Annotated in this window: 18 protein-coding genes; 6 read left to right on the top strand and 12 right to left on the bottom strand. The window is 64.0% G+C overall.

The genetic code is table 11. The features are described 5' to 3' along the window. Positions 1–301: 301 nt before the first annotated feature. The 9 genes from AC4FIJ_RS15010 to AC4FIJ_RS14970 all read right to left on the bottom strand — a co-directional run bounded on the left by AC4FIJ_RS15010 (position 302) and on the right by AC4FIJ_RS14970 (position 12,252). On the bottom strand, positions 302–1,090 hold the full coding sequence (locus AC4FIJ_RS15010; RefSeq protein ID WP_490337469.1) for an SDR family NAD(P)-dependent oxidoreductase: 789 nt from the start codon (positions 1,088–1,090) through the stop codon (positions 302–304). Then, positions 1,087–2,274 carry a zinc-dependent alcohol dehydrogenase gene (locus tag AC4FIJ_RS15005; RefSeq protein ID WP_490337468.1) on the bottom strand — a complete coding sequence of 396 codons (1,188 nt, stop codon included), beginning with the start codon at positions 2,272–2,274 and terminating at the stop codon, positions 1,087–1,089. Before AC4FIJ_RS15005 ends, AC4FIJ_RS15010 begins: the two co-directional genes overlap by 4 nt. Continuing rightward, positions 2,271–2,924 (bottom strand): SRPBCC family protein, encoded by a 654-nt coding sequence (locus AC4FIJ_RS15000; RefSeq protein WP_490337467.1) that lies wholly within the window; start codon positions 2,922–2,924, stop codon positions 2,271–2,273. Before AC4FIJ_RS15000 ends, AC4FIJ_RS15005 begins: the two co-directional genes overlap by 4 nt. A gap of 121 nt (positions 2,925–3,045) precedes the next feature. Then, on the bottom strand, positions 3,046–3,780 hold the full coding sequence (locus tag AC4FIJ_RS14995; RefSeq protein ID WP_490337466.1) for a metallophosphoesterase family protein: 735 nt from the start codon (positions 3,778–3,780) through the stop codon (positions 3,046–3,048). Between the two features lie 34 nt (positions 3,781–3,814). After that, the gene (locus AC4FIJ_RS14990) at positions 3,815–4,225 is read right to left on the bottom strand and encodes a GNAT family N-acetyltransferase (protein WP_490337465.1); all 411 of its coding nucleotides are present in this window, start codon (positions 4,223–4,225) and stop codon (positions 3,815–3,817) included. A 90-nt stretch (positions 4,226–4,315) separates the two neighbouring features. Then, positions 4,316–6,484 (bottom strand): glycoside hydrolase family 43 protein, encoded by a 2,169-nt coding sequence (locus tag AC4FIJ_RS14985; protein ID WP_490337464.1) that lies wholly within the window; start codon positions 6,482–6,484, stop codon positions 4,316–4,318. Next, positions 6,481–8,379 (bottom strand): NPCBM/NEW2 domain-containing protein, encoded by a 1,899-nt coding sequence (locus tag AC4FIJ_RS14980; RefSeq protein WP_490337463.1) that lies wholly within the window; start codon positions 8,377–8,379, stop codon positions 6,481–6,483. Before AC4FIJ_RS14980 ends, AC4FIJ_RS14985 begins: the two co-directional genes overlap by 4 nt. After that, positions 8,376–9,404, bottom strand: a complete 1,029-nt coding sequence (locus AC4FIJ_RS14975; protein WP_490337462.1) for an alpha/beta hydrolase — start codon at positions 9,402–9,404, stop codon at positions 8,376–8,378. The genes AC4FIJ_RS14980 and AC4FIJ_RS14975 overlap by 4 nt, the downstream gene beginning before the upstream one ends. A 319-nt stretch (positions 9,405–9,723) precedes the next feature. Further along, positions 9,724–12,252 (bottom strand): TonB-dependent receptor, encoded by a 2,529-nt coding sequence (locus AC4FIJ_RS14970; protein ID WP_490337461.1) that lies wholly within the window; start codon positions 12,250–12,252, stop codon positions 9,724–9,726. 111 nt (positions 12,253–12,363) lie between these two features. Between AC4FIJ_RS14970 and AC4FIJ_RS14965 the strand changes: the two genes are divergently transcribed. From AC4FIJ_RS14965 to AC4FIJ_RS14945, 5 genes are read left to right on the top strand one after another with little or no spacing between them, the layout of a single operon-like run. Continuing rightward, positions 12,364–13,044, top strand: a complete 681-nt coding sequence (locus AC4FIJ_RS14965) for a GntR family transcriptional regulator (protein WP_490337470.1) — start codon at positions 12,364–12,366, stop codon at positions 13,042–13,044. Further along, a complete protein-coding gene (locus AC4FIJ_RS14960) occupies positions 13,044–13,949 on the top strand; it encodes a hydroxymethylglutaryl-CoA lyase (protein ID WP_490337460.1) in 906 nt (301 codons plus the stop codon). Before AC4FIJ_RS14965 ends, AC4FIJ_RS14960 begins: the two co-directional genes overlap by 1 nt. A 10-nt stretch (positions 13,950–13,959) precedes the next feature. Next, complete coding sequence (locus AC4FIJ_RS14955; RefSeq protein ID WP_490337459.1) at positions 13,960–16,008, top strand: hydantoinase/oxoprolinase family protein; 2,049 nt, start codon at positions 13,960–13,962, stop codon at positions 16,006–16,008. 11 nt (positions 16,009–16,019) lie between these two features. Further along, a complete protein-coding gene (locus AC4FIJ_RS14950) occupies positions 16,020–17,903 on the top strand; it encodes a hydantoinase B/oxoprolinase family protein (RefSeq protein ID WP_490337458.1) in 1,884 nt (627 codons plus the stop codon). A 3-nt stretch (positions 17,904–17,906) separates the two neighbouring features. Then, positions 17,907–19,097, top strand: a complete 1,191-nt coding sequence (locus AC4FIJ_RS14945; RefSeq protein ID WP_490337457.1) for a CaiB/BaiF CoA transferase family protein — start codon at positions 17,907–17,909, stop codon at positions 19,095–19,097. Between the two features lie 50 nt (positions 19,098–19,147). Here the strand turns inward: AC4FIJ_RS14945 and AC4FIJ_RS14940 are convergent, their stop codons facing one another. Together AC4FIJ_RS14940 and AC4FIJ_RS14935 are read right to left on the bottom strand one after the other, a co-directional pair. Continuing rightward, positions 19,148–19,972, bottom strand: coding sequence for a ferredoxin--NADP reductase (locus AC4FIJ_RS14940; protein ID WP_490337456.1), 825 nt, complete (start codon positions 19,970–19,972; stop codon positions 19,148–19,150). 297 nt (positions 19,973–20,269) lie between these two features. After that, on the bottom strand, positions 20,270–21,460 hold the full coding sequence (locus AC4FIJ_RS14935; RefSeq protein WP_490337455.1) for a multidrug effflux MFS transporter: 1,191 nt from the start codon (positions 21,458–21,460) through the stop codon (positions 20,270–20,272). 176 nt (positions 21,461–21,636) lie between these two features. On the opposite strand from AC4FIJ_RS14935, the gene dinB reads away from it, so the two are divergent. Next, a complete protein-coding gene (gene dinB, locus AC4FIJ_RS14930; RefSeq protein WP_490337454.1) occupies positions 21,637–22,755 on the top strand; it encodes a DNA polymerase IV in 1,119 nt (372 codons plus the stop codon). Positions 22,756–22,766: 11 nt separating this feature from the next. On the opposite strand, the gene AC4FIJ_RS14925 is transcribed toward dinB, so the two are convergent. After that, on the bottom strand, positions 22,767–22,961 hold the full coding sequence (locus AC4FIJ_RS14925; protein WP_490337452.1) for a hypothetical protein: 195 nt from the start codon (positions 22,959–22,961) through the stop codon (positions 22,767–22,769). Positions 22,962–23,029 lie beyond the last annotated feature (68 nt).

Raw genomic sequence — 23,029 nt, 5'->3', positions numbered from 1 at the left:
GAGGTTTACGCCACTCCCGCCAACCTCTCAGACCCGACCCGGTGAATAAGACGGGTTAGAACGCTTGCCAGCCACGATGCGCTGGAGTGGCTGGGGGCCCGTGCCGACAAGATTACAGTGTTGAATGGCGGCGCATTGAGCTTAGCCACCCCATTCTGGTCACCACAGCAGCGCCAAGCGACCGCTGAAACCTAAGGGAAGTGGACGTTAATGCACCGGCCGCTTTGGACCCGACGCTGCCGCTAGGCGCGGCGCTATGCAGCGCGTGAACGGGCCGGCAACTAACCCACCGCCGCATAAATTACTTGTCGGGCTCTGCCATCTTGCGGTGCATCTGGGCGAGCACCGTGTCGGGGATGATCCCGGCGAACGCATCCTGGATCTTGTTCATCAATCCGCTGACCGTATGCGCCTCGCCTTCGAGCAGCGCTTCATAACCGTCCTTCGCCACCTTGGCGGGGTCGGCCTTGCTGTCTCTCTTCCCGACATTCGTATTCTCGAGATTGGCCCGGTCGAAGAACTCAGTATCCGTGACGCCGGGCATCAGGCAGGTGATGACCACATCGCTCTCCTTCAGCTCATTTCGAAGTCCGAAGCAGAAATAATCGATATAGCTCTTGGTGCTGTTGTAGACGAGCTGGAACGCCCCCGGGATATGCCCCGCGATCGACCCGGTGACGAGGATGCGGCCCTTGTTGGCTGTCCGCATCCGCTGGCCGATCTGGTGGAGCAGCCAGGTCGTCCCGGTGACATTGGTATGGATCACATGGGCGATATCCTTCCATTCCTGATCCAGAAAGGCCTGACCCAGCCCGTGGCCGGCATTGGCGAGCAGGACATCCACCTGCCTTTCTCCGATTGCGCTCATGAGCGATTGCAAGCCACTGGCCGTCGATAGATCCGCCTCCAGGATATCGACCGTAGCGGCCCCTCCGGTCCGAGCCGCGGCCTCGGCCTCGCCAAGCTCGCGATCGGCGACGAGAAGCAGGTCGCAGCCGTCCTTCGCCGCCAGTTTGGCAAGTTCCAACCCGATCCCGCTGGAGGCGCCCGTGATGACGACAAAGCCGTCCAGTTTCTCGATCTTGCTCATGCCGCTTTCTCCATTCCGGGCTTCAGGATCACCTTGGTCCAGCTGTCCTGCTCTTCCTTGAAATTCTTGTATCCGCGCGCCGCGTCTTCCAGCGGCAGGCGATGGCTGATCAGGAATGTCGTATCGAGCGTTCCGTCCTCGATCTTCGCCAGCAGGTCCTTGGTGTATTTCTGCACATGGGTTTGCCCGCCGCGCAGTTGCAGCCCCTTTTCCATCATCGCGCCCAGCGGCCATTTATCGGTCATTCCGCCGTAAACGCCGGGGATCGACACCTTTCCGCCAAAGCGAACCGCCAATATCGCCTGCTTCAGGGCGCTGGCCCTGTCCGCGCCGATGCCGATTTTCTGCTTCACGACATCCATCATGTTGTCGACGGCAAAGCCATGAGATTCCATGCCGACGGCATCGATCACCGCATCGACGCCGATGCCGCCCGACATTTCCATCAATGCCTCGCGCACATGGGTGGTGCGGAAATTGACGATCTCTGCGCCAAGCTGGCGGGCCAGTTCCAGACGGTGGGGATAGTGATCGATGGCGATAACCTTCGACGCGCCCATCACGATGGCCGACTGGATCGCGAACAGGCCGACAGGCCCGCAGCCCCATACCGCGACCGTATCGTCCGGCTTGATGTCGGCATTTTCGGCTGCCATCCAGCCGGTCGGCAGGATGTCGGAAAGGAACAGGACCTTCTCGTCCTCAAGATGATCGGGCACCACGATCGGCCCGACATCGGAGAACGGCACCCGTACATATTCGGCCTGCCCGCCCGAATAGCCGCCGGTCAGGTGGGAATAGCCGAACAGTCCGCTCATCGGCTGGCCGTAGAGCGTCGCCGACATATCCTGCTTCTCGACCGGATTGCTGTTGTCGCAGGCGGAATATTGCTGGCTCTTGCAGTGAAAACAGCCGCCGCAGGCAATGGTAAAGGGCACGACCACCCGCTGGCCTTTCTTCAGCGTGGCATCGCTGCCGGTCTCGACCACTTCGCCCATGAATTCATGGCCCAGCACATCGCCGGGTTTCACGGCCGGGATGACACCGTCATACAGATGAAGGTCGGATCCGCAGATGGCGGTGCTGGTGATCTTGATGATCGCATCGCGCGGATTGATGATTTCGGGATCGTCGACGGTTTCGACGCGAACGTCCTTGGTTCCATGCCAGGTCAGCGCTCTCATGCTGCATTCTCCTGCTTGGCGGCTCTTGTCTGGGCCTTGGTGCGGGCAGATGTTGCGATCTCGCCGGTTTCCATCAGCATCTTGAAACGCTTGAGGTCGTGGCGGGCCTGTATCTCCGGTTCGCGGAGGAATGCCTTCGCGACGGCCTTGCCCAAGGCTCCGGCTGGCGGCTTGTAGCCGATGGTCAATCCGACGCGCGTACCGCGATCGCCGGGGGCATCTTCGAAAGTCACCTTGCCTTCAGTCTCGACGTCCGAACCGTCCAGAGACCGCCATGCGATCATCCGGCCTTCGTCTTCGCTTTCGATGGTCGTCCTGACCGCAACGCTGCGTCCGGCGGGGCCCTTGATGTGCCAGGTGGCGCGACCGGTGGCGGCGTCCTCGACCTCGACCTTTTCAAGGTTTTCCATGAACCGCGCCAGATTGCCGAAATCGCGCCAGAACCGGAACAGTTCGTCGCGCGGCTTGCGGATCGTGACGGACCGCCCGACCAGATCATATTCGCCGTCGCGTTGCCGCAGGGCGAAATCCGGCGCGTCATCGGGCGATCGGCCTTGTTTCCTCTTTGCCTGGATGGCCCCCAGGGCCACGCCGCCCAGCGCGATCCCGACGGCGAGTGCGGCCGGTCCGGTTCTTGTCTGTCTGCTCATTGCAATCTCCATCAATAAAGATGGAAGGGGTCGGCGGCGCTAAGGTTCCGCCGAACCGCCGCCTATGCGGCAGGGCGCGGCAGGCTGGCCGCCAACCGTGGGCCCGCCAACCGTGGGCCTGTCAGACAAGCCCGGTGCGCAGTGCCCGCGCCCAATCGGGCCTTCCGTTCACCTCAGCCTTGCGGGCCGCGCGATCCCAGTCATAGTCGACATGGTGGAAAACGGCCTCCCACCGACCGGATTCATCCGAGACGATGGCATAGCGGGCATGCGGCGATCCGTTTTCGATCGCGTGGGGAAACGGCTGGCTATCCTCAAAGGCAGGCAGGCCGACACTGCCCGGATTGACGATCAGCCGCCCGTCATCCAGCCGAAAACTGCGCGCGACATGGGTGTGGCCGCACAGGATCAACGCGGCATCGGCGTTGGCAGCGCGCAACGCGACCTCATCGGCGCTGGCGGCCCGGACGCCCTGTGCCGTCACGGTTTCCATGAAATAGAGCAAATCGCTGCCGGGCGTGCCATGGACCAGCAGCACATCATCGGTCAGCCGCATGGTCGCGGGAAGGCCGGCGAGCCAGTCCAGATCATCGGCCCTCAGGACATGGCGCGCATGGCGATCCGACAGGCCCATGCCGCCCATATCGGGTTCCAGCACCTGCCGTTCGTGATTGCCGCGGATCGTCGGCAGGTCGAGCGGCATCAGCCGGTCCGCGGTCTCGGCAGGCCATAACGGGCCCGAGCAGATGTCGCCCAGATTGACCACAAGCTCTGGCGACTGCCCGGCCACATGATCGAGCACGGCATCGAGCGCGGCGATATTGCCATGGATATCCGAAAGAACGGCGATCCTCATGGCTGCGGGTTCCTTTCCGCCTGCTTTCCCATGCTCAGCAGGAACGCGGGTAGAGATAGGCGCGATCCGATTTCGGTGCGCCGATGGAATCGTAGAATGAAACTGCATCGGGCGCGGAGACGAGCAGGAGCATGCATTCCTCACCCGCGTGGCGGCGCGTCTCTTCTATCAGGCGCTTCCCGATGCCTCTGCCCTTGAAACGCGCGTCGACCGCCAGCTCCGACAGATAGGTCGCATAGGAAAAATCGGTGAGCGACCGGGCAATGCCGACCAACTGCCGGTCGCTCTCCGCCCGCGCGGTGACGATCAGGTTCGCATTATCCAGCATTCGCTGCAGGCGTGCCGCATCCCCGGCCGGACGCCGGGCCGCAAGGCCGGAGCGTCCGAGCACCGAGGCGAATTCATCTGCCGACACCTGTTCGCATTGATAGGAGATCGTGGTCATTTGCACCCCGCAACATGGCTGGCCCCGCCCTCAAGCCCGGCGTTTGGCGCGACAATCGTTTCACCCCGTAGCGCGCGCTTGCCGCAGGTTTCAATCCTGCGGCTCGCTCCAGCGAAGGACCGTGCCGTCGCGCCGCGATGGCGAGGCGCCCGGCCAGTCGGCGGCATAGGGTTCGCCCGTTGCCGGATCGATCCCGAGATAGCGATGGGTCTTGAGCGACATCAGCATGAACTGTCCGCGCAGCATGTCCTGCCACTGGAACAGGCTGGCCTCGCTTTCGCGCTGGAATCGTACATCGGCTGGCATGCCTTCGCCAACGATCGTCACGAAATTGGCAGGGCCGGGCACGCCCAGCGCCTCGATCGCGACGCGGCCATGTCCGCGGTCGTGGATTTTGAAGTGCGCGTCCGCTCCGTCCGCCTCCGCGCTGCCAGCAGCGGCGACATGCAGCATGCCGTGCGGGTTGGCCCACAGCAGGCTTTCATCCGCCAGATTGGCGATGGTCACGGTTTGCGAGAGCGGAATATTGCCCGACCTGTCGGCCAGCGGTTCGGTCACGGCGAAATCGTCGAAATGCGCGGCCCCGCCCGTTCGGCCTTCGCCATTGTAGGCAAAGAGCGCAAAGCGAACCCCCTGAAACGTCTTGAGCTGATAGGGCAGGCGCAGCGGCTCCCCGATGGATTGCCATCGTGTGCCGCCATCCGTGCTGAAAGAGAACTGCCCCAGTTCGCGGTCCAGATCGACATGGGTGCGCAGCCGGACCACCGGGCCGGGGAGGGTCGCAGTTTCGGTCCGGTCGCGCTGCTGGTCGTAGTGACGGATCTGCCAGCCATCGCCGCCGCGTTCGACCGACAATGTTCCATAGGGAATGTTGAGCAGCGCCAGACCGGCCCGGTCCCCCGCGCCCAGATCGCGCCCGTCCACCGTCACCTCGGCGATGCTTTCGGGCGCGACCGCGCGCTGGGTCAGCGTGTTGCGTGCGCGCAGGAAATCGCTGGCGGGCAGCGCGGTCAGATGCAGCCTGCCGCCTTGCAGCGTCCAAGCCTTGTCGACCGGCAGGTGATTCCACTGCCAGATAGGCTGCAACGCGCTCTCCGCGAAATTATCGCTGCGCTGCCATGTCGGGCGCGGCGGATCGTCGTGGCCGGTGGCGGGCTTCAGCCAGCTTCGCGGGCTGCGGCCCAGATTGCCCGGCAGGCCGAAGAACGGCCAGCCATCCTTCCACGTGACCGGCGAGAGATAGACCGTGCGCCCCATCGAACGCACATCCATCATGGAAAAGCCCCACCAGTCGCCGTTCGGCAATTCGACGATCCCGCCCTGATGCAGCGGCGACGCGCCGAACCGGTCGGCGGGCGGCGGCGGCGTAAGTTCGACGGGATCGCCCGCCGCGGGCAGTTCGGTGCCGAGCCCGATATTGCCGACGCCCCAGCCCAACGGCTCGCCCATGGTTTCGCGGGCCGAGATCTGGACCGTCTCCCACGGCCCATCCAGGCTGTCGGCGCGGATCGCCATCATGCGTCCCACCGGCGCGTAATTGGCGGTGATGATGTAATAGCGTCCGTCGATCTTGTAGAAATGATGCCCTTCGCCCAGCGCATTGCCGGCGGGCATGATGACGCGCTCGCTGCCTTCGATCACGCCCGACAGGTCGGGCTTGATTTCGACCAGCCGAACCTCGTCGTAATTATACACTGCCCACACGCGGCCATCGTCGTCGAACAGCACCGATACATCGTGCAGGTCGCCCTCGAACGGCGTGCGCGTCCATGGGCCGTCGGGGCTGGCGCTGCGAAAGACCTGCAGGCCGACGCCGTTCACATTGGCGAAGATATGGAACATGCCGTCATGGAAGCGCAGGCTGGGCGCCCAGATGCCCTGGCCATAGATGTCCTGCCCATCCTCAAGCCGCCAGTCGGGGCCAAGATCGAGCCGGTCGAACGCATAGGACCGCAGCGTCCAGTTCACCAAGTCGCGCGAATGCAGCACCGGCAGGCCCGGCATCATGTGCATGGTGGTGCCGGTCATGTAGTAATCGTCGCCGACCCGGATGATGTCGGGATCGGAAAACTCGTCATTGAAGATCGGGTTGGTGAAGGTCCCGTCGCCATTGTCCGCCGTCCAGCTTTCGGCGGCGGTAGGATGGGGCTGGGGTTCGGTCCCAGCGAAAGCGGGCCGACCCGCCAGCGCCAGCATGGCCCCGACGGCTGCGCTGCCGATCCGCAGCCGGAAATTGGCAATCGGGGACATGACGATCATGGCAGCAGCGCGGCGTCGCCCCAGGTGACGGGGACGGGGCGGGTGGCCTTGCCGTCGCCGCGCACGACCAGCTCGACGATGGCCGCGCCGCCGGTATCGACCGACAGGGGTTTCGCCGGTTCGGCAAGGCCCATCCATTCGCTGGCGCCCAGCAGCTTTCCGTCGCCATAGACTTCGAACCGCACCCGGCTGCCGTCATCCGACCCGCTGTCGTCGCGCCCGACCATCGCGCTGAAGCGGCGGAATCCGTCGCCGCGCACTTCCAGCCGCGAATTGGCCAGCACGCCGATGCCGGTCAGGAACTCGCGGTCCGCGATGCGCAGCATCTGGCCATAGGGCGTTGAATCCGCCCGAGCGCCGCCCCAGCCGGTGTAGCGGGGCCGCTCTCCGTTGGAGCGGGTGTTCTGCCACGGCACGATGGCGCGGTGGATCATCGGATCAGGTTCGGGGAAGTCGATGCCTTCCTCGGCGACATTGATCCGCCCCGGCATCTCGGACAGATACATGCCGCCGGGCAGGGCGCGCGTGCCTGCCGCGCGGAACACGCGGGTCTCGTGCGGGGCCAGCGTGAATGCCTGCTCGCCGGTGAAACTGCTGGCCTCGCCGCTCCACAGATCGGTCAGGGCGACCTGGCCATCCGCTGCATATTTCAGGTGATCAGCGGTCAGCGTGACCGGCATCGGCGTGGCCGTGCGGTTGAACAGCGCCACCGCCTTGGTCCCGTCGGCCAGCATCTTGACGAAGAACTGCACATCCTCGGTATCATAGGCGAGCACGGCCTGATTGCCCGCCGGATCCTGGTTCAGCGCGATCAGATCGCGATTGCCAAGGATCGCCAGCTGCTCGGGCGTCGCCTTGCGCAGGTCATAGCCGATGATCAGCGGCGCGTTCAGCATCGCCCACAGGCTGAAATGGCTGCGCGCCTCGGCCGGATGATCGCTGTCGAAATCGCCCGTGCCGACGAACAGCATGTCGGGATCGTTCCAGTTGCCCGGCTGCGCATAGAGCGCACGGCGCGACGCGGAATCGAGATTGTGCAGCATGCGGCCCCAATAGGGCGCGATATCCTCGCTGGTGCGCGAGATATTGCCGTATTCCTTGGCCCACGACCGCACGTTCGCGCTGCCCCATATGCACAGCGAATAGAGGAAATCGCCGTCCGGGTTGTGCCTGACCAGCGCCTGCCCGACCTGCGCGAACAGGTCCTTCACGGCAGGCACGTCGGTCTTCGCGATCGAATCGAAATCGATCAGCGGTGCCATCTCGCGATAGATGCCTTTCTGAACGTTCGGATTATCCGCGCCCATGCCGCGAATGCCGCAGCCGTCGACCTTGATATAGTCGAAGCCCCACTCGCCGAAATACAGCGCGATGTCCTGATCAATATGATCGTAGAGGCCGACCTCGCGCTCTGCCAATGTACCCGCGGGATTGTTGGCGTTGCCGTGGCCAAAGGTCTGGCCGCAGCTGTTGCGCCCGATGTCGGAATAGATCCCCGCCTTCAGCCCCATGGCATGCAGCCGGTCGGTCAGCGGTCGGAAGCTGGTGCGGTCACTGCCGGTGGCGGCGGACGGAAACGTCGCGGTGCGGATGACCATGCGCCCGGTGTCGGCATCGCGCTTAAGCCACCAGCCGTCGTCGATATTGATATAGCGATAGCCTGCATCGGCCAGTCCGCTGTCGACGATGACCTGCGCGCTGGCGATGACCTTTTCCTCGTCCACGTCGTGGTAGAACGCGTTCCAGCTGTTCCAGCCCATCGGCGGCAGAGGCGCCTGCCCGCCCGAATAGGCACTCCACGCGCCGGTCGGGTCAAGCTCGTCCGCCGCGGCGGAAAGGGGCAGGGCGGCCAGGGCGCATACCGCGGCGATGGTGGGGAGGTGCAAGCGGATCATTGTGCCGGTTCCTGAACGAGGGTCCGCCCGAAGAACGGCAGGACATGCTCCTGCATCCGAAAGCCGAGGCGGTTGGTGTGGTCGCCGTCATAGACGTCCAGCGTGTTGTCGATGCCTTGCGCCTGCAAGGCGCCGTGCAGCAGGCGTACGTCGTCCAGCAGGAAATCCTTGTCCCCCACGTCGATCGCGATGCCGCGATACGCCTTCACCGCATCGACATGCTGATCGAGGAAGGAAATCGGCGTATTCGCCGTCCACCGGGCGATGACGTCTTCCCGTTCCTTGCCCTGTGCATCGACCGGAAGATCCAGATAGAGCGGCGCCGCATCCGGATCGGGCGAAAAGGCGGCGGCCACGGCCAGGGCGCTGCGCAGATTGCCGGGCAGGCCCTGCGCAGCGGCGACGCTGGGCACGGCCTCGATCGTCTGGACATCCTGTGCGGTCAACCCGCGCGAACCCATCGGCGACTGGCAGCACGGCGCCATCAGATAGAGCGCGCCATATTTTTCGGCATGCTTGATCCCGATGCGGCTGGCCCCGTATCCGCCCATCGAATGGCCGACCAGCCCGCGGCTCTCGGGCCGGGCGATGGTGCGATAATTTCTGTCGACATAGTCGATCAGCTCGTCCGCGATAAAATGCTCGAAATCCCCGGTCGTGGGCGAGTCCGAGTAGAAGGAACCGTTATATTCGTTCCAGCTGTCCGGAAATACGAGGATCATCTCCGGCACGCCATTTGCGAAGGCACCCTCTGCCGTTTGCGGCATGTGCACTTCCTTCAGCCACTGTTCTGCCTTTACCCAGTATCCGTGCAGCGCATAGACGACAGGATAGCGCCGGTCCGGGTTCTGATCGTAACTCGGCGGAAGGACGACATGGACGTCGCGCTCGGCACTCGTGCCCATCAGGTTGCCGTCGATCGCATCGGAATGCACCGTTATGCGATCGATCCGCACTTTCGCGGCACCTTCCACGACGGGTGGCTGCTCTGTCCCGACCTGCGCGCTGGCGGGCGCGGTCGTCATGGATGTAAGCGCAACGGCCAGGCAGGCTGACAATATGCTTCGGAATGCCATTCGCGTCGTTTCCCCTCCAATGCAGCGCTGCAAAAGGGGGCGACGACGGTTTCGCGCCGCCATGCAACCTCTCCTCCACGACGCCGGTTCACCGGTTCTGCGGGACTTCAATACTCCGGCAAATTAAAAAGAAGCAAGGGGGTTGGCCGAGGGGGCGGCAACGGACCTGCCGCCACGACGATTTATAAGGGATCACGGCAGGTCCGCTGCTCCCCGCGCTCCCGTGCAGTGGTTGGGGGCGAAAAGCTGTCGATGACTGCAAGACCCTCTAGAACTTCACGCCTGCTTCTACGCCGACAAGACGGCGGGCGCCCGGCGTGATGAAAGATCCGCCGAATTCGATCGCGGGAATGGCCTCGGCGATATATTTCTCGTTCAGCGCATTGTCGGCGAAGACGGTGATCTGGAACCGGTCGGTCTCGATACCCGCACGCAGGTTCAGCACGTCGAAACTGTCGCGGCGCGCCACGTCATAGCGGGCGTTGCCGATAAAGCCGGGCAGCGCCAGCGCCGATCCGGGCAGCAGGCCGGTAAACAGCGTCGGGCGTTCCTGGTCCTGCACCGAATGGAACCATGTCGGGCCGGTGATGCGGTAATCGACCCGCCCGATCAGCCGCACCGCATCGTTGATCGGCACGCTGAGGTCGGTGCCGAGGTTGATCGTGTAGTCGGCGGTGTAGGGCGACTTGTTCCCCACGGTATAGGGGCGCGAGCTGTTTTCCCTGATCTCGCTGTCGGTGACGTTGAAAGAACCGAACACGTTCCACCAGTCGGTCAACTTCCCCGTAAGGTTGATCTCCGCACCCTTCACATTGACCTTGTCGATGTTGGACACGACGCGCAGCAGGCCAAAGCTGCCCACGAAGAATTCGAAGAACTGCATGTCGTGGATCTGCGTGTAGTAACCGGCCAGGTCATAGGTGATGCGGTCGTTGAACAGGCTTCCCTTCACGCCCGCCTCGAACGCGCTGGACCATTCCTTGTCGTACTGGTCGGTGATCGTGACGCCGGCGTCGATGAACTGGTTGAAATTGGTGTCGACGATGGCTGACGAGCCCTGATTGTTGAACCCGCCGGATTTGAATCCGATGCCCCAGTTTCCATAGATGTTGAGGTCGGGCACCGGCTCAAAGCTCAGTGACAGCTTGGGCTGGATCTGTTCGAACACCTCGTGCTGGGGCGTCAGTTCGCCGAACGCCTGCCCCGGATTGATCGGTCCGCCCGTGAACGGATCGATCGCGTCGGGGACCAGCGATGAGGCGCGGCGATCCTCGATGTCATAGCGCAGCGCAAAACTGGCGGAGAGCTGCTGCGTCGGCTGATAGTCGAGCGCGCCGAACATCGCATAGACATTGGTCCGGAACTTGTCCGATAGCAGCAGCGAGGTCGGGTTCGCGGATTCGGGCGGATTATACAGGTTCTTGATGACCCCGTTGCCCGTATCGCCGCTGAGGCTGACGCCGGTCTCGCGGTCGATATTCAGGTAATAGCCGCCAAGCTGCCAGTTCAGCGGCCCCGCATTGTCCGAGATCAGCCGGATCTCCGCACTGAAATCGGTCTGTTTGCGCAGCTGGTACTGGATACCGTCGCAAGTGGTCGGGCTGTAGGGCCCAAAGGTCGATCCATTCGCGGGCGCGAAGATGAACGGCACCGGGATCTGGCCGATCGCGCCGGGCGGGTTGACCGGGTAGCCGGTCAGTTCTGCGGTGCTGGCGAAACAGGCGTTCACCGTGGGCTGGCCCGCCGGATCAGCCGCTCCGATATAGCGGGCGAAATCGGCAGATGTGCCGTCAGCGACCAGATCCTGATCGACATCGGAATAAAGCGCCCATGCCACGAGCGAGACATTGCTGGTTAGTTCCTGATCCAGCTTGACCGACATGTCGAAGCTCGTCTGGTCGTTGGTGGCGCGGATGTTGTTGTAGAAGTTGAACGGATGCTCGTTCACGTCCTCGTAGAAGGCGGGATTGACCGCGGCGAAATTGGGCAGGTGGAACGCGGCATTGAACGGCAGCGAAGCGCCGCTGAAATCGGCATAGCGCGCCTTTACGTCGACCTGCGTGGCGGTGCCCTGGCCGAACATCACGCGCCCGTCGACCGACCAGGTTTCTTGATCGTCGACCACTTTCGCGTCGAGGAAATCGTTGCGAAAGAATCCGTCGGTGGTGCGATAGAATCCCGACAGGACAAAGCCGATGTTCTCCGCGACCGGACCGCTGACATAGGCGGTGCCTTCGAACGTGTCCTCGTTCGCATAGGACGCGCGCGCCATGCCGGTGAAATATTCGGTCGGCTCTAGCGTCTGTATGACGATGGCGCCCGCTGCCGCGTTGCGTCCATAAAGCGCGCCTTGCGGGCCCTTCAGGATTTCGACCTGCCGCAAGGTGCCTTGCGTCTGGTTGAGCTGCGCGGTGTTCGTCTTGAGGATGCCGTCGACGACCAGCGCGACCGAGCTTTCCGCGTCGCGCGCGCCGTTGATGCCGCGGATATTGACCTGCGTATCGCCCGCCTCGGCCGTTCCGGTGACGATGGTGACGCCGGGCGTCAGGCCGACGAAATCCTCCGCCTTGTTGGCGCCGGTGCGTTCCAGCGCCTCGGCCGTCAGCACCGATACCGATGCCGGGACGTCCTGCAGTCGTTCGGACTGGCGGCGGGCGGTGACGATGATGTCATCGGGAGAAGCGGCTGCGACTTCGGGCACGGCGGCGGGTTCCTCGGCCGTCTGGGCCAGCGTGGGAACTGTCGACGCCAATACCGAAACGACCGACGCCGAAACGAGCCAACGAGAAGACCTCATGCCAAATGCCCCCATGATCGGGCGCCCCTGAAAGCGCCATTGCGTTTCCCTGAGTGAGAGGTATTGTGTACAAAATGGCTTTGGTCAAGTTTCAAGTTCTAAGGAGGGGGCATCATTTCCAAGGCTAGCGACAAAGCCTATGCCGAGATCCGCGCCATGGTGCTCAGCGGGGAACTGCCCGCGGGCACGCAGATTCGCGAGGAGGCCATGGCCGAGCGTTGCGGCGTATCGCGCACGCCCGTCAGGGAGGCGCTGCGGCGGCTGGAGGCAGAGCTTCTGGTCACGCGGACCGAGACCAATCGCAGCTTCGTGGCCGACTGGTCGCTCAGCGACGTGGCCGATGCATTCGAACTGCGCGCCATGCTGGAGGGCCATGCCGCGCGGCTGGCCGCCGAGCGGATCGAGCTTTCGCTGATTGCCGCCATGCGCGCCGAGAATGCGCGTCTGGGCGAGGCGGTGCATTCGGATTATCCGGACGTCGACCTGTTCCTCGAAACCAATCGCGCCTTTCACGCCATGATTCTGGAAGCGGCCGGTTCGCGGCGGCTGGCGGCGCTGCTCGGCACCTTGGTAGAGCAGCCTGTCGTCTGGCGCACGGCGCATCAATACCGGTTCGAGGATCTGCGCCGTTCGTATAGCGAGCACGAGGAATTGCTGGCCGCATTCGATCGCGGCGACGGGTCATGGGCGCGGGCCGTGATGGTCGCGCATGTGCGGCGGGCCTACCACGCCTATGCCGATGCACATCGCAAACTGCCTGGCGCACGCATAGCCAAGGCGATGACCGGATAATGTATACAAAAAACGTCGAAATCGTTGAGGTCAGCCCGCGCGACGGTCTGCAGAACGAAAAGCTGCAGATTGTCACCGCGGACAAGATTGCACTGATCGAACGCGCGCTGGAAGCCGGTGCGCGGCGGATAGAGGTCGCCAGTTTCGTCAATCCCCGCGCCGTGCCGCAAATGGCCGATGCGGAAGCGGTGTGTGCCGGTTTGCCGGAACGCGGGGACGTGACCTACATCGGGCTGGTCCTCAACATGCGCGGCGCGGATCGTGCGATCGCCACCGGCCGGATCGACCAGCTGGGTGCGGTCGCGGTGGCGTCGGACGGGCTGGGCATTGCCAATCAGGGCCAGTCCAGCGACCAATCCGTCGATGTCGCCTGCGAGATCGTGAGAGCGGCCAAGGCCGCAGAGTTGACCGGGCAAGTGACGATCGCCGCCAGCTTTGGCTGTCCGTTCGATGGCGAAGTCGCGGTCCGGCATGTCGTTTCCATGGCCGAACGCCTGGCGCGTAGCGAACCTGCCGAAATCGCGCTGGCCGACACGATCGGCGTCGCCAATCCTGCGCATGTGGCACAGCTTGTCTCTGCCGTGGCCGATGCTGTCGGACCTGTCCCCGTTCGCATCCATTGCCACAACACCCGCGGCACCGGCCTCGCCAATGTGTGGGCGGCGGTGCAGGCCGGGGCGAGCGTCGTCGATGCCTCGATCGGTGGCCTTGGCGGGTGCCCGTTTGCCCCCGGCGCTGCCGGCAATGTGGCGACCGAAGACGTCGTCTATATGCTCGAACGCGCAGGCGTCGCCACGGGGCTGGACCTGGCGAAGTTGATCGACACCAATCACTGGCTGGAAGGCGTGATGGGGCGGACCCTGCCCGGCATGGTCGCCCGCGCCCCCCTTTTTCCGGCAGCATAGGGAGCTACAGATGGGATATCGCCTTGGCGTGGATGTTGGCGGCACGTTCACCGATCTTCTGCTGTTCGATGCCTCCGACGGAAGGTTCTGGCGGCACAAGACACCCTCGACCCCTTCGGATTCGTCCGAAGGTATCCTCACCGGCCTCGACGTGATCTGCGAAAAGGCGGGCATCGCGCCGGATGAAATCGAGTATTTCCTGCACGGCACGACCGTCGCCACCAATGCGGTGCTGGAAGGAAAGGGGTCGCGCGTCGGGCTGATCACGACCGAAGGCTATCGCCACATCATGCAGATCGCCCGCAGCTTCGTGCCGGGCGGTCTTGCCGGATGGATCATCTGGCCGAAACCTACGCCGCTTGCCGCGCTGGAGGATACTGTCACGATCAAGGGACGGATGGACGCGCAGGGAAACACCGTCCGCCCGCTGGACGAGGACGATATCAGGCAGCAGGTCGGATCCCTGAAGAAGCAGGGGGTCGAGGCGATTACGGTGTCCCTGATGAACGCCTATGTCGACGGATCGCATGAAAAGACGGTGGGCAGGATCGTGGCAGACATCCTGCCCGACATTCCCGTGTCGCTCAGCCATGAAGTGCTGCCCGAAATGCAGGAATACGAACGCACGCTGACCACCGTGGCGAATGCGGCGGTGCGTCCCGTGGTCAGCCGCTATGTCTCGCGGCTGCGCGGGCGGCTGGCCGACACGAACATGTCGGGAAAGCTGTCGCTGCTGCGCTCAGACGGCGGCCTGATGTCGGCGCAAAAGGCCGAGGAGCATCCGGTCAACATATTGATGTCCGGCCCGGCCGGCGGCGTCACCGGCGCGCTGTGGGTGGCGCGCAACGCGGGGCTGAAGAATATCCTGACGCTCGATGTCGGCGGCACGTCGACCGACGTCGCGCTGATAGAAGGGCTGGAACCCCGCCGCCAGCGCACGACCGAGGTGGGCCACCTCTCGGTTCGCGCCTCCGCGCTCGACGTGAAGACCGTTGGCGCAGGGGGCGGATCGATCGCCTATGTGCCCGAACTGACCGGTGCGCTGCGCGTCGGACCGCAATCGGCGGGCGCGGTGCCGGGGCCGGTGGCCTATGGCAAGGGCGGCGAGGCGCCGACCGTCACCGACGCGAATGTCGTGCTGGGCTATCTGCCCGAGAACCTGCTGGGCGGCACTTTCCGGCTCGACCGCGAGGGAGCCAAGAAGTCCGTCCAGACCATCGCCGATGCGCTGGGTGTGGACCTGATGGCGGCGGCGCGCGGCATCATCGACATCGTGAACGAGAACATGTTCGGCGCGCTGCGCATGATCTCGGTCCAGCAGGGCTATGACCCGCGCCATTTCGCTCTGATGGGCTTTGGCGGGGCGGGGCCGCTGCATGTGAACGCGGTGGCGCGTCTGATGGGCAGCTGGCCGGCCGTCTCGCCGGTGTCGCCGGGCGTGCTGTGCGCGCTGGGCGATGCGACGACGCGCATGCGGACCGAGACCGCGCGCTCGTTTTCGCGGCTGGCGAAGGACACGAACGAGGACAAGCTGATCGCCGTTCTGGAAGAGATGGCGGCGCAGACGCGGGAAGAACTGCTGTCCGACGGTGTCGCGGAGGACGAGATCGCCACCGCCTTCGAAATCGACGTGCGCTACAGCGGGCAGGCCTTCGAAGTGCCGCTGACGATCACGCCGGACACGCTGCGCAGCGACGGGATCGCGGGCCTGCTCGCGCGTTTCGATGAAGAGCATCTGCGCCTGTTCACCTTCAACATGGAAAGCGATCACGAGATCGTGAACTTGCGCGCAGTCGCGACCGGCGCGGCGCTCGACCTGCCGGCCGCTGAACTGGAAAAGGGCAATGGCGATCCCTCTGGCGCGAAGCTGCGCGACCACACGCTCTGGATGGACGGGCGCGAGCAGGATGCGGTGATCTATGAAAGATCGCGCCTGCGCGCCGGCGACATCATCCCCGGCCCAGCCATCGTCGTCGAAATGGACTCGACCACGCTGATCGAAAGCGGCTGCACCGGCAAGGTCGACCCTGTCGGCAACATCATGATCACTCCGGCCTGAGGAGAACGCCAATGCCTGCAACGATCGTACAGGACGAAAAGCCGTTCGAGCGGGTCGAGATCGATCCCGTCACACTCGACATCATCGAGAACGCCTTGCGCAATGCGCGGCTGGAAATGGATGCCACGCTGGTGCGCACCGCCATGTCGCCCGGCATCCGCGAACAGGGCGATGCCTTTCCGATGATCGCCGACCACACCGGCAAGATGATCGTCGGCCAGTTCGGCAGCTTCATCGACGGGTTTCTCAGAGGTTTCGACGGGACGCTGGAAGACGGCGACATGATCTTCCTGTCCGACCCTTACAGCTGCGAGGGTGCGGTCAGCCATTCGAACGACTGGCTGGTGCTGCTGCCGGTGTTCAAGGACGGGCGCCTGCTCGCCTATACCGCGATGTTTGGCCACCAGAGCGACATTGGTGGCAAGGTCGCTGGCTCCATGCCCATCGACGCGCGCTCCATCTTCGAGGAGGGGGTGCGCATTCCGCCGGTCAAGATCTGGCGCAAGGGCGAGTACAACGAGGACCTCATCAGGCTGGTGATGCACCAGACGCGCAAGCCTGACTGGTGCCAGGCCGACCTCAACGCGTTGATCGCGTCCTGCCGCGTCGCCGCGCGGCGCGTGATCGAAATGGCGGAGCGCTTCGGCGACGACGTCTATGTGTCCGCGACGCAGGAATTGCTCGCGCGCAACCATCGCGCGATGAAGGCGCTGATCGCGCAGGCCGTCGCGGAAGAGCCCGTCACGTTCGAGGATTATCTGTGCGACGACGGCGTCGGATACGGGCCTTACCGGATCCGCTGCACCATGTGGCGCGAGGGCGAGCGCGTGATCCTCGACTTTGATGGGACCGATCCGCAATCGGCGGCCTCGATCAATTTCTATCTGAACGAAAACATGTTCAAGATGTTCTTCGGCATTTACATGATCATGGTCTTCGACCCGCAGATCCTGTTCAACGACGGGTTCTACGATCTGATCGATGTCCGCATCCCCGAAGGATCGCTGCTGAAACCGAAATTCCCGGCGGCGCTTTCGGGCCGGACGCATGCGCTGGGCCGCATCTTCGACATACTTGGCGGTCTGCTGGGGCAGAAGACCCCGGCCTTCATGAACGCGGCGGGCTTCTCCTCGTCACCGCATCTGTTCTATTCGGGCAATGACAACCGGCCCGGGCAGAAGGGCGACTGGTTCCAGCTGTTCCAGATCGGCTTTGGCGGGATTCCGGGGCGTCCGATGGGCGACGGGCCCGATGGGCATTCGCTGTGGCCGGGCTTTACCAACGTGCCGAACGAGTTCCTCGAGCGCTATTTCCCGATGATCATCGAACGCTATGAAACCGAGCCGGACAGCGGCGGCGCGGGATTGCACCGCGGCGGCAACGGCATTCACATGACTTATCGCTTTCTGTCGGACGGGGTCATCTCGATCCATGACGACCGCTGGTTTATCCCTCCGTGGGGCGTCAACGGGGGCGAGCCGGGATACCGGGCGCGCAAGATCCTGGAAAAGGCGGACGGCACCACCATCACCGTCGCCAACAAGCTGGAGGAAATGGCGGTCGAAACAGGCGATCAGCTGCATTTCATCACCTGGGGCGGAGGCGGCTGGGGCGACCCGCTGGAACGCGATCCGGAACTCGTCGCGAAGGAGATTACGCAAGGCCTCGTCACGGTCGAGGGCGCAAAGGCCTATGGCGTCGTGGCGGACCAGGCGGGCATGGTCGACGAGGCCGCGACGGCAAGCCTGCGGGACCGCATGCGCGACGAGCGCGACGAACCCGCGCTGTTCGACTTCGGCCCGGGCATCGACAGCCTGCGCGAACGCTGCGAGGCGGAAACCGGACTTCCGGCACCGCAACAGCCGGTCTGGCCCGATGCAGAGGCAGCGGAATAGGCCATGGTCGTGCAAGGAGCGCTGGACGGCCTGCGCGTCGTCGAACTGGGCCAGCTTATCGCGGGCCCCTTTTGCGGCCAGTTACTCGGCGACATGGGGGCCGATGTCATCAAGGTGGAGCAGCCGGGGTCGGGCGATCCCATGCGCGACTGGGGACAGGGCGAGGACAAGGTGCAATGGGAAATCATCGCCCGCAACAAGCGTTCGGTGACGGCGAACCTGCGCGTGAAGGAAGGACAGGCGCTGGTCCGCCGCCTGATCGCCAAGGCGGACGTGCTGGTCGAGAATTTCAAGCCCGGCACGCTTGAGAAATGGGGGCTGGGGCCCGACGATCTGCACCGGGACAATCCGGGCCTGATCGTCGCGCGCATGTCGGGTTACGGCCAGACCGGCCCCTATTCCGATCGCGCCGGTTTCGGCGGCGTGGGAGAGGCTATGGGCGGCTGGCGCTATATCGTCGGCGAACCGGACCGTCCGCCCAGCCGCATGGGCGTGTCGATCGGCGACAGCCTGACCGCGACCTATGGCTGCATGGGCGTGCTCGCCGCTCTGCACGTGCGCGACCGGACTGGCAAGGGGCAGGTGGTGGACGCGGCATTGTACGAAAGCGTGCTGCAGGTGATGGAAGGGCTGGTGCCCGAGTACGACCGATCAGGCATCATCCGTGAAAGGTCGGGATCGATCCTGCCGGGCATCGCCCCGTCGAACGTCTATCTGTGCAAGGACGGACAATTCATGATCGGGGCGAACAAGGACGCGATCTTCAAGCGGCTTGCGCAGGCGATGGGGCGACCCGAACTGGGCGATGACGAGCGCTATGCAACCCATATCGCACGCGGCCGCCACCAGGCCGAACTGGACGGGATGATTTCGGACTGGACGCGCAATCTGACGGTCGAGGAAGTCGATGCGTTGATGATCGAATATTCGATCCCCGCAGGCATGGTCTATCGCGCGCCCGAAATGCTGGCCGACCCCCACTTCCAGAGCCGCGACGCGATCATCGAGGTGCAGACCGAGCGCTTCGGCCCGCTCAAGATGCAGAATGCCTTTCCGAAACTGTCGGCAACGCCCAGCGGCGTGCGCCGCCCCGCGCCCGCGCGTCCGGGACAGGACAATGAGGCTATTTATGGAACGCTGCTGGGCCTCGATAAGGCAGAGCTGGAGCGGCTGTCAGCGCAAGGCGTGATCTGACGGCCTGCCTGATTGCGGGAGCGGGCTGTGCCGCTCCCGCTATTTGATGGTCAGCCCACGAAGGCGCGTTCGATCACGAAATGGCCCGGCTTGGCGTTGCTGCCCTCGATAAAGCCGCGCGCTTCGAGATCGGCCGCGTGATCCTTGATCATCTCCATGCTGCCGCACAGCATGACGCGGTCGTTCTCGGGATCGAAGGTCTTGGGGCCGCTGACGCTCTCGAACAGCTTGCCGTTCTCGATCAGCGTGCCGATGCGGCCGGTGGTGCGGAACGGCTCGCGCGTGACGGTTGGGACATAGTGGAACTGCAGCAGCGCCTCGTCCTGCACCAGCGGGTCGCCAGCAAGCTGCGATTCCAGCAGGTCGCGATAGGCCAGATCGCTGACCTTGCGCACCGAATGCACCAGCACGATTTCCGAGAACATCGAATAGACGTCGGGGTCGCGCGCAAGGCTCATGAACGGGGCGAGGCCGGTGCCGGTCGACAGCATGAACAGGCGGCGGCCGGGGATCAGCGCATCGGTGACGAGCGTGCCGGTCGGCTTCTTGCCCAGATAGACCGGATCGCCGACCTTGATGTGCTGAAGCCGCGAGGTCAGCGGCCCGTCCTGGATCTTGACCGACAGGAAATCCAGTTCGTCCGCATAGCTGGGGCTGGCGATCGAATAGGCGCGCAGCAGCGGCTTGCCGTTGTTGGGCAGGCCGACCATCACGAATTCGCCCGAGCGGAACCGGAAGCTGGCCGGACGCGAGATCGAGAAGCTGAACAGCCCGTCGTTCAGATGATGGACGCGCTTCACCGTTTCCACTTCAAGAGCGGCGGAGGGCGTGAAATCTTCGCGGGCAAGGGGCTGGTAGGTCAAGGCTTGGTCCATGTGTTCCGGGGCGGCTTGCGTGTCGCGGCGCGTTTGATGGCAAGGCGGCGCAAATGCAACCGCCGCAAACGGCTTTGTCGTGACGCGGCTGGCATGACCCCTTTAGTCAATGAAACTTAGTAATGCAAGTCATTCGCATTAAAGCGCTGCAATCTTGCTTTTGCCCTGATCGCCGCGAATTGCCAATGCAGGATATCTATGCCCCCGGCAAAGCCAGCTTATGGCTGCCTGGGCAGCGCCCCTTCATTCGCGGGCGCGCCCTCGCTTGCAATCGGTGAGCCGCAAACCGAGGCGGCGCTATTTCTCCACCTGCGGGATCGTACCCTTGCGGCGGCGGAAAAGCCTGCCGCGCTCGCTGTAGAGGATCAGCAGCAGCCCCGCGAGGGACAGCCCGAACAGCGCCATGCCCAGCGGCCGCGCCGTGCCGTCATAGGCCGCGCCGACGATCGCGCCCAGCACCGCGCCGCCGCCCACCCGCATCGCGGTCTGCAAGGAAGAGGCGGAGCCTGCGAAATGCTGGAACGGCTGTAGCGCGATCGAACTGAAATTCGCGCCGAGGAACCCGATCAGCGCCAGGTTCACCGTCATGATCGGCGCGAACAGCCAGAACGCATCGGGATAATAGGTGGCCGCCGCCCATTGCAGCCCTCCTGTGAATACGAACACCAGCAGCGCCGAGTGGCTGACCCGCCTTGCGCCATGCGTTTCGACGATGCGCGAATTGATGAAATTGCTGCCCGCCATGCACAGCGCCATGCCGCCGAACACATAGGCGAATTTCTCGCCCAGCCCGAAATGCACCGCGACCAGCTGTTCGGAGCAATTGATGTAGCCGTACAGCCCCCCGAACACGAGCGTCGCGCCCAGCACATATCCCACCGCGTCGCGATTGGTGACGATGATGCGGAAATTGCGCGCGACGCGCTTCACGTCGAGCGACTGGCGATTTTCCGGATCCATCGTCTCGGCAAGGCGCAGATAGACCCATAAGAACATGATGACGCCCATCGTGAACATCACGCCGAAGATCGACCGCCAGTCCGCGACCAGCAGGATCGTCTGCCCGATCGTGGGCGCCAGTACGGGCACGACCATGAACACCGTCGCGATCAGCGAGACGATCCGCGCCATGGCGTCGCCTTCGTATTTGTCGCGCACGATGGCATTGGCGATAACCGCGCCCGCCGAGGCGACCATGCCATTGGCGAAACGGAACGCGATCATCGCGGGAAAGCTGGTGATGATCATGCACATGAAGTCGAACATGCAATAGACCGCGATGCCACCCAGCAGGACTCGCCGCCGTCCGAAACGGTCCGCCAGAAAGCCGAAGATCAGCGATCCGACGCCCATGCCGATCAGATAGCTGCCCACGACCAGCTGCCGGTCATTGGGATTGGGCGCGCCCAGATCGGTCGCGATGTCGCCCAGCGCAGGCAGCATGGTGTCGATCCCCAGCGCCTGAAGCGACATGAGAAAGGCGAGCATGGCTGTGAATTCCGCCCTTCCGAGGGACTGGGGCGGCTGGGGCGGCTTGAACATGACGGGCTTTCCTTGCGCGCATTAACCGCGCGGCTCAATCCCTAAACTTGCTGCATTTGCGTATTGATCCGGCCTTTATCGAATATCTGCACAGCAGCCTGCCGCTGCGCTAATGGAGCGATGTGACCAAGCCGGTGGACCAGGACGAACAGGGCGAAGCGCCGGGCCTGCGCAAGATCATCCATGTCGACATGGATGCGTTCTTCGCCAGCGTCGAACAGCGCGACAATCCCGCGCTGCGCGGCAAGCCGGTGGCGGTGGGCGGCTCGTCGGGACGCGGCGTGGTGGCGGCGGCCAGCTATGAGGCACGGAAGTTCGGCGTGCGTTCGGCCATGCCGTCCGTGACGGCAAAACGGCTGTGCCCCGACCTGATCTTCTGCAAGTCGCGTTTCGACGTCTATCGCGAAGTCAGCGGCCAGATCCGCGCAATATTCCGCGATTATACCGACCTCGTCGAACCGCTTTCGCTCGACGAGGCCTATCTGGACGTGACCGAGGACCGGCACAATCTTGGCTCCGCCACGCGCATCGCGCAGGCGATCCGCCGCCGCATCCGCGAGGATACGCAGCTGACCGCCAGCGCGGGCGTCAGCTATAACAAGTTCCTGGCCAAGCTGGCGTCGGACCAGAACAAGCCCGACGGTCTGTGCGTGATCCGACCGGGCGAGGGCGCCGATTTCGTCGCGGGGCTGCCCGTCTCGCGCTTTCATGGCGTGGGTCCCAAGGGCGCGGAAAAGATGAAGCGGCTGGGGATCGAGACCGGCGCCGACCTTGCCGCGCGCGACCTGCCGTTCCTGCGCGCGAATTTCGGCAGCTTTGCCGATTACCTCTACCGCGCGGCCCGCGGCGTGGACCTGCGCGAAGTGCGTTCGCACCGTATCCGCAAGTCGCTGGGCGGCGAACGCACGTTTCACGAGGACCTCTCCGCGCCGACCGAACTGCGCGAGGCGATGGACAATATCGTCGACATCGTCTGGGACCGCATCGAAAAGGGCGAGGTCCGCGGGCGGACCGTGACGCTGAAGCTGAAATACAACGATTTCCAGATCGCCAGCCGCGCGCGCTCGCTGGGCCATTTCGTCACCGACAAGGCCGAATTCGCGCGCACCGGCCACGCGCTTCTGGCCGAGATGATGCCGCTGCCGCGTCCGATCCGGCTGATGGGGCTGACCCTGTCGAAGCTAGAAGGCGTGGTGCCGAAAAAGCGCGGGGACGAAAAGCGCCAGCTTGACCTGCTCTAGCCGCCCGGTCTCTATTCCCGGTGTGCCAGCGCCGCATCGACATAGCGGCGGGCCCATTCCGACATCGCATCGGGCAAGGCATCGGCGGCGAAGAAGCGCGCTTCGGCGATTTCGCGATTGTCGATGCGCGGCGTGCCCTCGACGCGGGCGAGGAACACGATGACGTCATTGGTCGCGCCATGCATCTCGACCGGCTCGCGCAGCACACCGGGCGCTCCCGTGGGTTCTACCTACGTGCTGCCGTGCAGGAGATGCTTCCGGTCCTCAAGGAGCG

It is taken from the genome of Croceicoccus sp. (assembly GCF_983967925.1).
Note: the sequence above shows the minus strand (reverse complement) of the source record. Positions and strands in the feature narration are given on the sequence as shown.

Coding starts and splice junctions, on each gene's coding strand:
- AC4FIJ_RS15010 (WP_490337469.1), bottom strand. CDS start 1,090: ATGAGCAAGATCGAGAAACTGGACGGCTTTGTCGTCATCACGGGCGCC.
- AC4FIJ_RS15005 (WP_490337468.1), bottom strand. CDS start 2,274: ATGAGAGCGCTGACCTGGCATGGAACCAAGGACGTTCGCGTCGAAACC.
- AC4FIJ_RS15000 (WP_490337467.1), bottom strand. CDS start 2,924: ATGAGCAGACAGACAAGAACCGGACCGGCCGCACTCGCCGTCGGGATC.
- AC4FIJ_RS14995 (WP_490337466.1), bottom strand. CDS start 3,780: ATGAGGATCGCCGTTCTTTCGGATATCCATGGCAATATCGCCGCGCTC.
- AC4FIJ_RS14990 (WP_490337465.1), bottom strand. CDS start 4,225: ATGACCACGATCTCCTATCAATGCGAACAGGTGTCGGCAGATGAATTC.
- AC4FIJ_RS14985 (WP_490337464.1), bottom strand. CDS start 6,484: ATGATCGTCATGTCCCCGATTGCCAATTTCCGGCTGCGGATCGGCAGC.
- AC4FIJ_RS14980 (WP_490337463.1), bottom strand. CDS start 8,379: ATGATCCGCTTGCACCTCCCCACCATCGCCGCGGTATGCGCCCTGGCC.
- AC4FIJ_RS14975 (WP_490337462.1), bottom strand. CDS start 9,404: ATGACGACCGCGCCCGCCAGCGCGCAGGTCGGGACAGAGCAGCCACCC.
- AC4FIJ_RS14970 (WP_490337461.1), bottom strand. CDS start 12,252: ATGAGGTCTTCTCGTTGGCTCGTTTCGGCGTCGGTCGTTTCGGTATTG.
- AC4FIJ_RS14960 (WP_490337460.1), top strand. CDS start 13,044: ATGTATACAAAAAACGTCGAAATCGTTGAGGTCAGCCCGCGCGACGGT.
- AC4FIJ_RS14955 (WP_490337459.1), top strand. CDS start 13,960: ATGGGATATCGCCTTGGCGTGGATGTTGGCGGCACGTTCACCGATCTT.
- AC4FIJ_RS14950 (WP_490337458.1), top strand. CDS start 16,020: ATGCCTGCAACGATCGTACAGGACGAAAAGCCGTTCGAGCGGGTCGAG.
- AC4FIJ_RS14945 (WP_490337457.1), top strand. CDS start 17,907: ATGGTCGTGCAAGGAGCGCTGGACGGCCTGCGCGTCGTCGAACTGGGC.
- AC4FIJ_RS14940 (WP_490337456.1), bottom strand. CDS start 19,972: ATGGACCAAGCCTTGACCTACCAGCCCCTTGCCCGCGAAGATTTCACG.
- AC4FIJ_RS14935 (WP_490337455.1), bottom strand. CDS start 21,460: ATGCTCGCCTTTCTCATGTCGCTTCAGGCGCTGGGGATCGACACCATG.